This is a genomic window from Henriciella algicola (assembly GCF_003576245.1).
Classification (GTDB): domain Bacteria; phylum Pseudomonadota; class Alphaproteobacteria; order Caulobacterales; family Hyphomonadaceae; genus Henriciella; species Henriciella algicola.
In genome coordinates, this window is record NZ_QWGA01000003.1 from 1,216,691 (window position 1) to 1,228,726 (window position 12,036).

General features: G+C 62.2%; 13 protein-coding genes and 1 tRNA gene. 3 read left to right on the forward strand and 11 right to left on the reverse strand.

The window, feature by feature from the left end; translation table 11 throughout:
- Positions 1 to 52: 52 nt before the first annotated feature.
- Positions 53 to 436 (forward strand): hypothetical protein, encoded by a 384-nt coding sequence (locus tag D1222_RS06480; RefSeq protein ID WP_119453372.1) that lies wholly within the window; start codon positions 53 to 55, stop codon positions 434 to 436.
- Here D1222_RS06480 and D1222_RS06485 read toward each other — a convergent pair.
- From D1222_RS06485 to D1222_RS06515, 7 genes are all read right to left on the reverse strand, one after another.
- Positions 433 to 858, reverse strand: a complete 426-nt coding sequence (locus D1222_RS06485; RefSeq protein WP_119453373.1) for a hypothetical protein — start codon at positions 856 to 858, stop codon at positions 433 to 435. The genes D1222_RS06480 and D1222_RS06485 overlap by 4 nt on opposite strands.
- A 7-nt stretch (positions 859 to 865) precedes the next feature.
- Entirely contained in the window at positions 866 to 1,897 is a 1,032-nt protein-coding gene (ruvB, locus tag D1222_RS06490; RefSeq protein ID WP_119453374.1) for a Holliday junction branch migration DNA helicase RuvB, read from the reverse strand.
- A complete protein-coding gene (gene ruvA / locus D1222_RS06495) occupies positions 1,894 to 2,520 on the reverse strand; it encodes a Holliday junction branch migration protein RuvA (protein WP_119453375.1) in 627 nt (208 codons plus the stop codon). Before ruvA ends, ruvB begins: the two co-directional genes overlap by 4 nt.
- Positions 2,517 to 3,029, reverse strand: coding sequence for a crossover junction endodeoxyribonuclease RuvC (gene ruvC / locus D1222_RS06500; RefSeq protein ID WP_119453376.1), 513 nt, complete (start codon positions 3,027 to 3,029; stop codon positions 2,517 to 2,519). Before ruvC ends, ruvA begins: the two co-directional genes overlap by 4 nt.
- A gap of 93 nt (positions 3,030 to 3,122) precedes the next feature.
- Positions 3,123 to 3,833: a metallophosphoesterase family protein gene (locus D1222_RS06505; protein ID WP_182481881.1), complete on the reverse strand. Its 711-nt coding sequence runs from the start codon at positions 3,831 to 3,833 to the stop codon at positions 3,123 to 3,125.
- Positions 3,834 to 3,871: 38 nt separating this feature from the next.
- Positions 3,872 to 4,675 (reverse strand): aminotransferase class IV, encoded by an 804-nt coding sequence (locus D1222_RS06510; protein WP_119453378.1) that lies wholly within the window; start codon positions 4,673 to 4,675, stop codon positions 3,872 to 3,874.
- 3 nt (positions 4,676 to 4,678) lie between these two features.
- Complete coding sequence (locus D1222_RS06515) at positions 4,679 to 6,046, reverse strand: anthranilate synthase component I family protein (protein ID WP_119453379.1); 1,368 nt, start codon at positions 6,044 to 6,046, stop codon at positions 4,679 to 4,681.
- A 70-nt stretch (positions 6,047 to 6,116) separates the two neighbouring features.
- On the opposite strand from D1222_RS06515, the gene D1222_RS06520 reads away from it, so the two are divergent.
- Positions 6,117 to 6,530: a DUF2147 domain-containing protein gene (locus tag D1222_RS06520; protein WP_119453380.1), complete on the forward strand. Its 414-nt coding sequence runs from the start codon at positions 6,117 to 6,119 to the stop codon at positions 6,528 to 6,530.
- A 42-nt stretch (positions 6,531 to 6,572) separates the two neighbouring features.
- Here the strand turns inward: D1222_RS06520 and D1222_RS06525 are convergent, their stop codons facing one another.
- The 4 genes from D1222_RS06525 to D1222_RS06540 all read right to left on the reverse strand — a co-directional run bounded on the left by D1222_RS06525 (position 6,573) and on the right by D1222_RS06540 (position 11,432).
- Positions 6,573 to 7,664, reverse strand: a complete 1,092-nt coding sequence (locus D1222_RS06525; RefSeq protein ID WP_119453381.1) for an SDR family oxidoreductase — start codon at positions 7,662 to 7,664, stop codon at positions 6,573 to 6,575.
- Positions 7,665 to 7,826: 162 nt separating this feature from the next.
- Complete coding sequence (locus D1222_RS06530) at positions 7,827 to 10,109, reverse strand: TonB-dependent receptor (protein ID WP_119453382.1); 2,283 nt, start codon at positions 10,107 to 10,109, stop codon at positions 7,827 to 7,829.
- 190 nt (positions 10,110 to 10,299) lie between these two features.
- Positions 10,300 to 10,374: transfer RNA gene (locus tag D1222_RS06535), tRNA-Gly, on the reverse strand.
- A gap of 323 nt (positions 10,375 to 10,697) precedes the next feature.
- Positions 10,698 to 11,432, reverse strand: coding sequence for a DUF6065 family protein (locus D1222_RS06540; RefSeq protein WP_119453383.1), 735 nt, complete (start codon positions 11,430 to 11,432; stop codon positions 10,698 to 10,700).
- Positions 11,433 to 11,514: 82 nt separating this feature from the next.
- On the opposite strand from D1222_RS06540, the gene D1222_RS06545 reads away from it, so the two are divergent.
- The gene (locus D1222_RS06545) at positions 11,515 to 12,024 is read left to right on the forward strand and encodes a prolyl-tRNA synthetase associated domain-containing protein (protein ID WP_119453384.1); all 510 of its coding nucleotides are present in this window, start codon (positions 11,515 to 11,517) and stop codon (positions 12,022 to 12,024) included.
- Positions 12,025 to 12,036 lie beyond the last annotated feature (12 nt).

Here is a 12,036-nt window from a genome sequence, read left to right on the forward strand (position 1 = left end):
GTATCGAAATTGCAAATCGTTCAAGACCGGCACAGAAAGTGGTCTGAAGACGATGTTCCTTGCAGTAGCGCCAAATCCTCACAAGAACGGAGCGCCGACGCGCATCGCCAAGCTTGCCAAGCGCGGCGGCCCGGTCTGGGCCATTGATGCAGAGGCGCTGCACCGTAATCCAGAGCTGCTCGCGCCATTTGGGCGCAATGCACCAATCTGGATCAAGCTCGCCGACGCAATGTCAGTCGTATTCGTCATGCTGGCCGTGATGGGAAGTTTCCTCATCGGCTGGTGGATGTTCCTGCCGGGCATGGCGCTCAGCCTCGCGCTTGGTGCTGTTGCGCGCTGGCTGGCGGCACATGTGGCGCGGAAGGCGGCGAAAAAGTCCTATGAGGCGTTGCTGCGTCTCCATTCGATGCAGCTGATGTGGCTGATATCGAACTAGAGCCGCTGCACCGCGAAAATCATCGCGATCAGAATTGCCAGCATGAAGACGAGGGTCAGGCCGACCGCGATGACGCGGCGCGCTTGCCTGCGGTCCCTGACGCGGCCTTCGGTCGAGCGTCTCGACAGGATGAGGCGGTTGGAGATGAAGCCGGCAGCGGCAATGACAGCGAACAGCGCCGACATGTAATAGGCGATGAGCGCTGCGAGACCTGCAGTGAGTAGGAGAACCACGGCGATTTGCGCCGATGCCGTGCGCAGCAGCGCGCGGATATGCGTATCGGCCCGCGCCGGGTCGAGCTTGTCGTACGAGGTGTTGGGGGACGCGATCGCTGCGATCCACGCGCCGCCCGCGCCGAGGCCGTACATATAGATGACGATCACCCGTACGAGCTCATGATATTCGATGGGCAAGAGCGGCATGTTCCGATCAGTCCCCGTTGAACAGCCCGGTCTGCTGGCCGCTGTCTGGCGGCGACAGGCCGAGCCGCTCATAGGCGAGCGGAGCGGCAATCCGGCCGCGCGGCGTGCGGGCGATATAGCCTTTCTGCATCAGGAAGGGTTCGATCATGTCCTCGACGGCGTCCCGGGCCTCTGAGAGGGCCGCTGCCAGCGTATCTGCCCCGACCGGCCCGCCCGCATAGGTGCGCACCAATGCTTCAAGATAGCGCCGATCGAGCGCGTCGAGCCCGTCCTGATCGATTTCGAGACGTGAAAGCGCGCGGGACGCGGCGGCCTTGTCGATGGACGCGCCTTCGGCCTCGGCAAAATCGCGCACACGGCGTAACAGCCGGATCGCAATTCGCGGCGTGCCGCGGGCGCGCGTTGCGATTTCGAGAGCGCCGTCTTCTGAAATGTTTGCCGACAGTTTTCGCGCCGCCGCCATGATGATGCGGGAGAGATGGTCCGGGCTATAGAAGTCGAGGCGCATCGGAATGCCGAACCGGTCCCGAAGCGGATTGGCGAGCAGGCCGGCCCGGGTGGTCGCGCCAACGAGGGTGAAGGGCGCAAGATCGAGCCGGACAGAGCGCGCCGATGGGCCTTCGCCGATAACGATGTCGAGCGCGTAGTCTTCCATGGCTGGATAGAGGATCTCCTCCACCGCAGGCGGCAGGCGGTGAATCTCGTCGATGAAGAGAACGTCGTTGGCTTCGAGGTTGGTCAGGATGGCTGCGAGGTCGCCCGCCTTTGCGATGACCGGGCCTGACGTGGATCTGAAACCTACACCCAGCTCTTTCGAGACGATCTGAGCAAGCGTTGTCTTGCCGAGGCCGGGCGGGCCAAAGAGCAGGACATGATCAAGTGCCTCACCGCGCGCCTTGGCGGCGTCAACATAGACTTTCAAATTCGATTTGATCGCGTCCTGGCCGACATAGTCCTCGAAGGACTGCGGCCGGAGGGCGCGGTCCAGTGCTTCGCCGGACTGGCGTTCAGGATCAGTGAGGCTTCCGTCCCGGCTCATGAGGGTGCAAGCTCTTTCAGGCCAGCGCGGATGAGGGCGGAGGTGTCAGCCTCAGGATTATTTCTGGACGCAGCGAGCACGGCCTTGGATGCATCGGCCTGCGCGTACCCAAGATTGACGAGAGCCGAGACGGCTTCGCTGCGACTACCCGCAGCAGCTGGCATCTGGGTCTCAGTTTCTTTTGTGGACGTATGCTGTGTGAACGCGCCAAACCGGCCCATTGGTGGAGGTTTGCCTGAGAGCTCGCCAATGATGCGTTCGGCAAGTTTCTTGCCGACGCCCTTGGCGCGCGAGATCGTTGCGGCATCACCCATGGCGAGCGCGTCCATCAGTTCTGCCGGCGAGACGGCATCCATGATGGCCATAGCCGATTTACCGGCGACGCCCGGTACATCCTGCAGGCGCACGAACCAGGCGCGCGCCTCATCGCTTTCGAACGCAAAAAGGGTGATCGAGCTTTCGGTAACCCGGGTCTCTATATGCAACTCAGCCTTGTCGCCCGGTGACAGGCGAGAGAGCAGCCGCGCCCCCGCGAGCGCGACATAGCCAACGCCGCCAATGTCGATCATCACGCTGTCGGTCCCGACCGTCGCTATTTCACCTCTCAGACGCCCGATAATCATGCCGCCCCCCTTGCGCGCAGCTGGGCTGGCATCCGTGCATGATGTGCGGTGCAGATGGCGCAGGCCAGTGCGTCGGCCGCATCAGATGGCAGCTTGCCAGCCTTTGGCAGTAGCCGCGCGACCATGAAGCCGACCTGCGTCTTGTCCGCGGCTCCGGTTCCGACGACGGCGAGTTTGATCGTGCGCGGCGAGAATTCGAAGACCTCAAGGCCCGCGCCATGCAGCGCCGCCATGGCAACGCCGCGCGCCTGGCCGAGCTTCAGCGCAGAGCGGGGGTTGGCGTTGACCAACGTCTCTTCAACCCCGCCAATCTGCGGTCGGTATTCCGCAGCAAGCAGGTTGATGGATTCAAAGATGCCGCCAAGACGGGCCGCGAGGCTCAAGGCCGGATCGATGCGGATGACGCCGTGGGCGATATGACTGAGCCGGGAGCCTGTCTGTTCGATCACACCCCAGCCTGTATGGCGAAGGCCGGGATCGATACCGAGGATGCGAAGGGTTTCGGACATAGGAGGCGAAAAACCACCATTCGGGTTAACAGGCTCTTCCTGTTTTCCTGATTTGTTCCGCCCCGGCAAGGGAGAGTTTGCGTTCGCCTGTGATCAGGCGAAGATAAATTCGGGTGTCGTGACCCCGGGCGCAAACACGCCTGCAGTCAGTCGGCCGCCATAGACGGCGCCCGTGTCGAGGTTGAAGCGGCAGGGCGGGTCGCCCGCGAGTTCGGGAGAGGCGTCGTCTGTCGGCGTATGGCCATGAATGACCGTCCAGCCCGCAAGCTGGCTGTCTTCCCAGCCTTCGGTTTCAAAGAAACGCTGTGAGCGCGTCCACATATGCGTCTGTGCCCCGCAATGCGGGAAAGTGGACGGGTCCACGCCGCCATGCACAAAGACGAGATGGCGATCTTCTTCCAGATGAAGGGTCGGCAGGGTCCGGACCCATTCGACGTGGTCTTCGGGCGGGTTGTTCGTGCCGCGCCTTATATAGCTGTGCAGGGTGGCGTCGCCGCCATTGCTGAGCCAGTGCAGGCGCGAGTCGCCATATCTTTCATCGGCGGCGTCCAGCATCATCTGCTCATGATTGCCGCGCAGGTTCACGACGATGATGTTCGTGCGCTCTTCCAGTTCACGAAGCAGATCTATCACGCCTGCGCTATCTGGGCCGCGGTCGACATAGTCGCCGAGGTGGACAAGCTTCAGCCACTTGTCGGCATGGTGTTTCAGGTGATGGTCGACGATCTTTTTATGCAGGGCTTCCAGCCGCGCCAGCTCGCCATGGACGTCGCCAATTGCGTAGATGACAGCGTGATCAGCCAAAGGGTCCCTCGCCGGTTCCAGTTCCAGTGCCTCTGTTTTCAACGCTCAGCCCCCGGATGAGTTGAAGAGACTCTACACGCGGCAGTATCCAGACTTGCGACAAGTCTGAGCCCCCACAGGCTGTTCGTTGCAAATATCCGGCCATTCGGAACGGTGAGTTCTTCAGCTTCTATCGGGCGCTCTACGCAGGGCGTATCGCGCTCTGCAAGCTTCGCCATGACCCGGCCGCGCATATAGCCGGGACGCGCACCTTCCGATGGCGGCGGGGTCACCCATGTCCCGTCTGGCTGGACCAGGAAGAGATTGGCCATCGCGAAGCATGCCGGGCGACCCCGCGTATTGAGAAGCAGGGCTTCGCCTGCGCCAGCCGCTTCTGCCTCGCGCCGCGCGACGAGATTGTCGGCATAATTGGTCGATTTGATCTGGCTGATGGGCGAGGTTTCATTGCGCCGGATCGAGGAGGTGATGGCTGTGAGCGGTGGATAGGGCCGCGACTGCGTCATGGGAAACAGGCTGATCACGGTGAGGGGATCGGCGTCCCCAGCGTCGGCGCCCCGGCCGCCTGCGCCTCGGCTGAGTGTGATACGAAGCGATGCGTCACCCGTCGTCTTGCTTACGGCTTCGTTCAGCGCACCGAGCAGTGCCTCGTCGCCGGGATAGCCGGATATGGACAGGGTTCGGGCAGACCGGTGAAGCAGGGCGATATGCTCATCCGCGCCTTCGATTTCGCCGCCCGTGACGCAGAGTGTCTCAAAACACCCGTCGCCCAGCAGGAAACCGCGGTCGCGGACCGATACGACAGGCTTTGCCTGACGCTCTGTTCCCAGAAAGGCGATATCCATACGCTACTCCTGCTCGAGGGCAGCCCTGATGGCGCGGGCCTTGTCGAGCGTTTCAATATACTCTTCTGCGGGCACCGAGTCCGCAACGATTCCGCCGCCTGATCGAAAATGCCCCCGCCAGCCGCCGTCTTCTGCTTCCTCGAAGGCGACCGTCCGTATCAGGATAGAGGAATCCATGGCGCCGTCCGGGCTGATCCATGCGAGCGACCCGCAATAGGGGCCGCGCGCCTCATCTTCGAGCTCTTCGATGATCTGCATTGCCCGGATTTTGGGCGCGCCCGTGACTGACCCACCCGGGAATGCGGCCTTTATGACGTCAAAGGCATCCCGCCCTGGCGCGAGCGTCGCTTCGATCGTGGAGACGAGGTGGTGGACATTGGCATAAGTCTCGAGTGCCTGGAGCTTCGGCACGTGGACACTGCCGGGTGTCGAAATGCGCGAGAGATCGTTTCGCATCAGGTCCACGATCATCAAATTCTCGGCGAGATCTTTTTCTGAGGAGAGAAGCTCATTGGCAAGGGCGTGGTCTTCCGCCTCGGTCTGGCCGCGCGGGCGCGTGCCCTTGATGGGTTGCGTGATGGCTCTGAGAGCGCCGTCTTGCTGGACGGCGATCTGAAGGAAGCGTTCAGGGGAGTTGGAGGCGAGCGCCAGGCCGGGTAGCCGGAAATAGGCTGAGAACGGAGCGCGGCTGGATGTGGCAAGGCGGCGCGTCAGGTCGAATGGGTGGGCGCCTGCGTTGAGTTCAAAATCGAAACGCTGGGAGATGTTAGACTGGAAGCAGTCACCAGCATGGACATAGTCTACAGTGCGGGCGAGGCGGGCTTCATATTCTGCGCGCGGCAGCCGCGCTGTTACTGTAGTTGCTAATGGGGAATTCAGGGCGGCGTCGGAATTCGGTTCGCCAAACAGACCTAGGAGTTTCGGGTCTTTATTATCGTCCCAACGCCAATAACAGTGCTCCACCCTCTGCGTGTCGTGATCGAAAGCGATGAGTTCATTATAAAGACCAAGGGCGATATCAGGCCATGCGTCGCGGTCGGCCCCGTCGCCCAGTTTCGGCAGAAGGGCGCGGCCATATTCATAGGAAAAGAGGCCGGCCCAGCCACCGCAGAAGGGCGGCGCGTCTTCCGGTCGCTTGAATGGCATGGACGCCATGGCGTCTCTCGCGACATCAAGATCGCCCGGTCCGTCAGCGGCCGCAACATGCAGCGTACGCATCGGATTTGCGCAGATGTAGCTCCACCTTCCACTGCCGCCATTCAGCAGGAGTGCGAAGGGCGTGTCTTTCAGGGGCGCGAATGCGTCGACAGGGTCGCGCCAGCCAAGCTGCGTCCGGGTGAGGAGGCGTTCAGGCTGGCTGGAATTAGTCATTTTCTAGCAAATTCGCCCTAGCGGTGGGGTGCTGGGGCGTAATACAGCCCCTTCTTGAAGGGGAACATATATGAAGAGAGCACTCGTTTGCATCGCTTTTGCTGCGGCAGGTGCGCCAGCTTTTGCGCAAGGCATCGCCGGCGTCTGGAATACGGGGACAAATGGCGCCGAAGTCGAGATTGCACCCTGCGGCGCGTCTATGTGCGGCACGCTGCTGACCTCGAATGCGATCAAGGCGTCGGCAGATGCGAAAGACGTTGAAAACAATGACCGCGCGCTGCGGGACCGTCCGCTGAAAGGCGTGACCATGCTGACCGGGTTTTCGGGCGGTCCGGAACGCTGGAGCGGCGGCAAGCTCTATAATCCGGTAGACGGCAAGACCTATTCGGGGACGATCAAGCTGACATCAGCCAATGAGCTTGAGCTTCAGGGCTGCGTCGTGCGCCCGCTCTGCCGGACAACGGTGTGGACGCGCATCCGCTAGGGTTTGAACCGGCCGCGTGGTTCGACTTCGCTCACCATGCGGCTATTGCGGTCTGGGCAGGTAACCCGCCTCCTGAGACCAGGCGAACCATTTGGCGAACATGGCTTCGGTGTCGATCACCTCGGTGAAGCCTGACTGGCGAAGCTTGATCGTCGAGACGATGGCGGGCGGCAGCTGGCCTTCAAGGCCGGAGGCCATGGTGAAGTCGATATAGTGATGAGACTCGCCGAGCAGGGCTTTGAGGTCCGGTTCGGTGAGACCATGTTTTCTGGCGAGGGTCGCCCACGCGTCTGACTGACTTTCGAGCCAGACGCCCGCCCGCATCGGGCGTTCTTCACCGACTTCCATGCCGAGCGCGGCCGCAATGGCGGGCCAGACGCCGCGCCAGGTAAAGACATCACCATTGGTGACGTTGAAGATCTGGTTCGCTGCAGCATCACTTTCGCCTGCCCAGGCGATGGCGCGGGCGACGAGGTCGGCATCGGCGGCTTCGAGGACAGTGTGCGCGCCGCCCGGAAAGTGGAGCGGCTCGCCCTTCTCTTTCAGGAGCGCACCATAGGCGCCGATGGCGGGGATGAGGTTCATGGCCGCGCCGGTTGCCTCACCAAAGATGATCTGAGGCCGGAAGGTGCTCCATGACCAGCTCGCACCCTTGGCCGCCTCGCGAAGATAGGCCTCCTGCTTCCAGTAGAAATTCTCGTGCTCGACTTCGGAGCGGTCCTCTCGCGCGGGGGTCTCAATGGGGCGGATGTGCGCGCCATAGGCCTTGGTGCCCTGAAGGATGGAGACATGGCGGAGGGACTTCGCGCTCTCCAGCAGCGGCTGCATCAGATTGCGCAGCATCGCGTCATTGGTGTCGATCTGGTCGGTTTCGCGCCAGCCAGCGATGAGGCCGGGCTTCTCGAACAGCGCCGCATAGACGAGGTGGGTGACGTCGCCGTGCTCGCGCGCGAAGGCGGCGCAGGCATCAGCGTCCATCAGGTCGAGGCTGATATGGGCCGCGCCATAGGTCTCACGCGGTGTGCGGCGGCTGATCGCGACCGTTTTGATGCACTGGTTGGCGAAATGCTTCATCGCGGCAAGGCCGACGACGCCGGTCGCGCCCGCAATGAGGACTTTCTTACGCTCTGTCATGCTTCCTCCATTGGCCTCTCTCGTGTGGGGCCTTTGGAATGAAGATGGCGGAGGGATGCGCACAGGGCCACCCCTGTCGCCGGGGAGAGGGCGTCCGATGGTTCGACCCCAGTCTGCGCTGGGGCATGCTTCGCTAGCCACGCGGGTTTGTGAAGCAGGACCCTAGAAGCTCAGCTTCGCCGCAATGCCGTATTGGCGGGGGTCAGAGCGGAATGTGTTGTAGCCGATGAAGCCATAGCCGGAGATGGCAACGTCCTCGTCCGTCAGGTTGCGGCCCCAGAGGCTGATCTCCAACCCGCGCGTGTCGAGATAGAGCGTCGCGCTGGCGTCCACCGTCGCATAGCCATCCTGCCTGCGGGCATCGAGGCCTTCGGCGTCGAGATAGTATTCGCTTTTGGCTTTCGCATTCGCCTGAATGGCGGCGCGGCGATTGTCTGCGAGCTGCCATTCCTGGCGGATGCCAAGGGTGGCCGAAAGCTCCGGCGCGAAGGGCAGCGGGTTGCCGTCGAAGAGGGCGGCATTGCCGGCGGTGTTGCTGGTCTGCTCGATCTCGGTTTCGAGCCAGGTGACGCTGGCCGTGAGGTCGAGGCCCTCAAGCGGTGACCAGCGTGTGTCGGCTTCAACGCCATAGGACTCTGCCTCATCGAGGTTCGAGAGCGAGTTCGACGTGATCTGGCTGCCATCGGGCAGGTCGAAGGACACGAAGATGCGTGCCTGCGGGGCGTCATAGTCCTGATAGAAGGCGGCGGCATTGAAGGCGAAATTGCCCCGTGCGGTCTTGAAGCCCACCTCATAGGAGGTCACGGTTTCGGCGCCGAACAGGCCTTCATCCTGCCAGCTGGTCGCATTGTTCTGGACCTCGCCATTAAAGCCGCCGCTCTTATAGCCATTGGCGACCGAGGCGTAGATCGAGGTGTCCGGCGAGAGCGCATAGCGCAGCGCGGCATTGCCGGTGAACTTGTTCTCCTCGAGCTCATTTTGCCCAACCGCGCCGCCGAGGCCGTCTCGGTTATTCAGACCTCGCGTGCCGTCCGTGAAGATGTGCTGACCGTAGCCGCTGCCTTCGATGTCCTCATAAGTGTAGCGCGCGCCGAGCGTCAGGGTGAGGCGGTCCGAAAGGTCGAAATCATTATAGGTGAAGAGAGCAGCGGTGGTCCGCTCCTGCCCGATATGGGTGAGCAGGGAGACCGCCGTCAGCGGCGAGACAGGGTCAGGGCCGACGCGGCCAGCGGTGCCGACATAGGGGCAGGTTCCGGCAAGCGTTTGGGGGTCGAGCTGTCCGCACCAGATGAGATAGTCCTGCGAAAAGTCCTCAAAGGCGAGGTGGCCGCCGACAAGCACGCGGGCGCGGTCAAACTCGCGCGCGGCGCGCACTTCCTGGCTCAGCTGCAGGAAAGAGCGGTCATAGCTGAGATTGGCATTGAGGTTCGGATTGCCGAAGGGCGCAGGCGTGCCGTCAAAGTCAAAGCCATAGTCCTGCCCATAACCTTCAAGCGCCGAGAGCGAATAGAGCGACCACGCCCCGATCTCGGTCTCGCCTTCGAGGGCAAGGCCGTAGAATTCATTATCGGTGTCCTTGAGGCCAAGACCTTCGGATGAGATCTCATGGTCCCCCACGCTCAGGCTGTCATTGCGCGGCGTGGTGTTGATGCCATTGTCTTCTTCATAGTGGGCGCGCAGCAGGAGCGTGGAGCCACCGGGCGCCTCATAGAGAAGCTGGCCGCGAAGGCCGAACTCATCGCGCTTGCCGCCGGCTGCATCAGGACCGCGCGGGATGGCGGGATCGGTCTGGACATTGTCGAGGGCCGGGTCCTGCGAGAGATAGCGGCCCGCAATGCGGTAAGAGAGACGGTCGGTCAACGCCGCGCCGCCGGCGCCGGAGAGGTCAATCCGGTTGAAATTGCCATAGGAGGCGCGGATGTAGCCCTCCTGGTCCTGGCCGGGCCGCGTGCTGATGAAGTTAATCGCCCCGGACGAGACATTGCGGCCGTAGAGCGTGCCCTGCGGGCCTTTCAGCACTTCGGCGCGCGCAAGATCATAGAGAAAGAGGCTGGTCTGGACGTTGGTCGAGAGGAAGACGCCGTCAGAATAGATGGCGGCGGCTGTCGGGGTCAGCGCCTGATGGTCCACCGCGCCAATGCCGCGGATCTGGAAGGCGACCTGTGAGCCATTGGCGACGGCTGCTTCGACACCTGTGAGATATTGCGTGACGCCTTCAGCGCCGTCCAGCGTGGAAGCCTCTTCAGCAATCTCGCCCGCCAGCACGGTGACGCTGGCCGGAATGTCCAGCGTCGACTCTTCGCGGCGCGTTGCGGTGACGGCGACCGTCTCAAGCTTGCGGACTGTGTCTTCGACGTCAGAGCCTGTCTGGGCGACGGCGGGAACAGCGCAGAAAGCAAGGCTGGCGGACGCGAGGCAGGCGCGCCGGAATGTCGAGATACGCATGGAAGAAACCCTCTGGGAGAAACAGTACCGGAGAGGGGCGATCTGGCGCCGCCCGCTCAAGGCGAGGGGCTTAGCGCGGGCAGTTTTGCGGTCAACTGAACGCGGCGATTAGCACTGCTAAGGGCTGCACTCCGCACGCAAATGCGGTGCCCGGGCGGGCATGAAAGTGCTTCGTCGTTTCGAGAAAGTATGGAGCGGGCGATGAGATTCGAACTCACGACCCCAACCTTGGCAAGGTTGTGCTCTACCCCTGAGCTACGCCCGCGTCCTATAGGGTAACTGGCCGACTTGCGCCGATCAGCGAGAGACGGGCTTTAAGCGCAAATAGGATCGCGGTGCAAGGGGGATTTTCAGGCGGGAGGTGTAATCGGTGTTTCCAACTGCCGTTCTGCGCCTTGCCACGGCTTGACCGTGGCATCCATCACTCAGCGTATCCTGCTGCGACAAGTCTGGAGATGGGCACCCCGGTCAAGCCGGGGTGAAGCAAGGGTCGCAATGGATTTTTTAATCGGAGACGGCTGGAGATGGGCTCCCAGATGAGCTGACGCTCATCGGGAGTGACGCATACCTTGATCTCAGTGTTCGACCCTAAACGTCCTTCGGCGGCTTGAGGCGGCGCTTGGTCTGGTGGGCGTCGGCCTTGTCGCCGGTGACTTTCTCGCCGCGCATATAATGGCGCTGCCAGCCAGCCTTCACCGTGTCCTGATCGCGCGCTTCAAGCTTTTCCAGAAAGCCGCTGCGGCTCTTGTTCCAAGCGAGGTAGTCGTCCTGGAGCTGTTTGTTGGAGGACAGAAGCTTGCGCTCTGGCTGGATCTGTTCGGTCTTGCCGTGTTCGAACGGCATGACGAAACAGAATGGCTCACCTTTCTTGAAAACGACTTCGCCGGGGCGCGTCATCTGCCAGTTCATGGTGAAGGGGAAAGGCAGCCAGTCGGTCTCTACAAGTCCGGTCAGTGGCTGGATGCCATCCTTGAAATAGTTTGGCGGGCCAGAGGTCCAGACGCCCCAGCCGGGCGGCGTGCGGAAGAGGTGACCGGTGTGGAACGTCACGATGCCGCGCCGGAAATGGCTGTCTGCAAAGGAGGGAATGGCTGCAGGATCGCCCGTCGTGAACAGTTTCAGCGAATAGTCATGCTCGCCGCCATCCCAGATGATCTTGATGTCCATCGGGCAGAGGATTTCCCAGCCGGTGGAGTTGGCCATGGTGAGCGGCAGGCAGCGATAGGGGTGGCGGTCCGGGAACTTGTCCATCCAGTCGCGCTGGGACACGCCTGGCCTGATCTCTGGGGCGACATTGTAGATCTTGTAGCATTCAAGCTCCATGTGGAGCCTCCTTGTCCTTGGGCCGGTCTATTACGCGCGCCGCGTACTTGACGCCTGCGCCCTGATTGCCTGAAAGACCGCTATGCCCGCAAGCCCTGACGACCTCTTTGCTTATCTCGACCAGCTCGGCCTCGGCCATGAGACGCGCTGGCACGAGGCGACCTTCACCGTGGAAGAAGGGCGCGAGCTGAAAGAGACGATGCCGGGTGGGCACACGAAGAACCTTTTCATGAAGGACAAGGACGGGGTCATCGTCCTCATCTCGGCCCATGCAGACAGCGAGCTGAAGCTGAACCAGTTGCACAAGCTGATCGGGACGCGGCGCCTGTCCTTCGCGAGCGGCGAGCTGATGGAGAAGCTGCTCGGCGTGACGCCCGGCTCTGTCACTGGTTTTGCACTGATGAACGACAGGGATCAGAAGGTCCGCTTCATCGTCGATGCGGCCCTGATGGCGTTCGACACGCTGAATTTCCATCCGCTGGTGAACACCGGCACGACGGCCATCTCACGCGATGATTTCAGGCGCTTTGTCGAGGCGACGGGCCATGACCTCACCGTGGTGGACTTCGCAGCCCTGCTTCCAGACGAATGAGCCCTCACGGGG

What these genes read in the sequence shown, in the direction of transcription:
- D1222_RS06480 (WP_119453372.1), top strand. Translation starts at nt 53, where the DNA reads ATGTTCCTTGCAGTAGCGCCAAATCCTCACAAGAACGGAGCGCCGACG.
- D1222_RS06485 (WP_119453373.1), bottom strand. Translation starts at nt 858, where the DNA reads ATGCCGCTCTTGCCCATCGAATATCATGAGCTCGTACGGGTGATCGTC.
- ruvB (WP_119453374.1), bottom strand. Translation starts at nt 1,897, where the DNA reads ATGAGCCGGGACGGAAGCCTCACTGATCCTGAACGCCAGTCCGGCGAA.
- ruvA (WP_119453375.1), bottom strand. Translation starts at nt 2,520, where the DNA reads ATGATTATCGGGCGTCTGAGAGGTGAAATAGCGACGGTCGGGACCGAC.
- ruvC (WP_119453376.1), bottom strand. Translation starts at nt 3,029, where the DNA reads ATGTCCGAAACCCTTCGCATCCTCGGTATCGATCCCGGCCTTCGCCAT.
- D1222_RS06510 (WP_119453378.1), bottom strand. Translation starts at nt 4,675, where the DNA reads ATGGATATCGCCTTTCTGGGAACAGAGCGTCAGGCAAAGCCTGTCGTA.
- D1222_RS06515 (WP_119453379.1), bottom strand. Translation starts at nt 6,046, where the DNA reads ATGACTAATTCCAGCCAGCCTGAACGCCTCCTCACCCGGACGCAGCTT.
- D1222_RS06520 (WP_119453380.1), top strand. Translation starts at nt 6,117, where the DNA reads ATGAAGAGAGCACTCGTTTGCATCGCTTTTGCTGCGGCAGGTGCGCCA.
- D1222_RS06525 (WP_119453381.1), bottom strand. Translation starts at nt 7,664, where the DNA reads ATGACAGAGCGTAAGAAAGTCCTCATTGCGGGCGCGACCGGCGTCGTC.
- D1222_RS06530 (WP_119453382.1), bottom strand. Translation starts at nt 10,109, where the DNA reads ATGCGTATCTCGACATTCCGGCGCGCCTGCCTCGCGTCCGCCAGCCTT.
- D1222_RS06540 (WP_119453383.1), bottom strand. Translation starts at nt 11,432, where the DNA reads ATGGAGCTTGAATGCTACAAGATCTACAATGTCGCCCCAGAGATCAGG.
- D1222_RS06545 (WP_119453384.1), top strand. Translation starts at nt 11,515, where the DNA reads ATGCCCGCAAGCCCTGACGACCTCTTTGCTTATCTCGACCAGCTCGGC.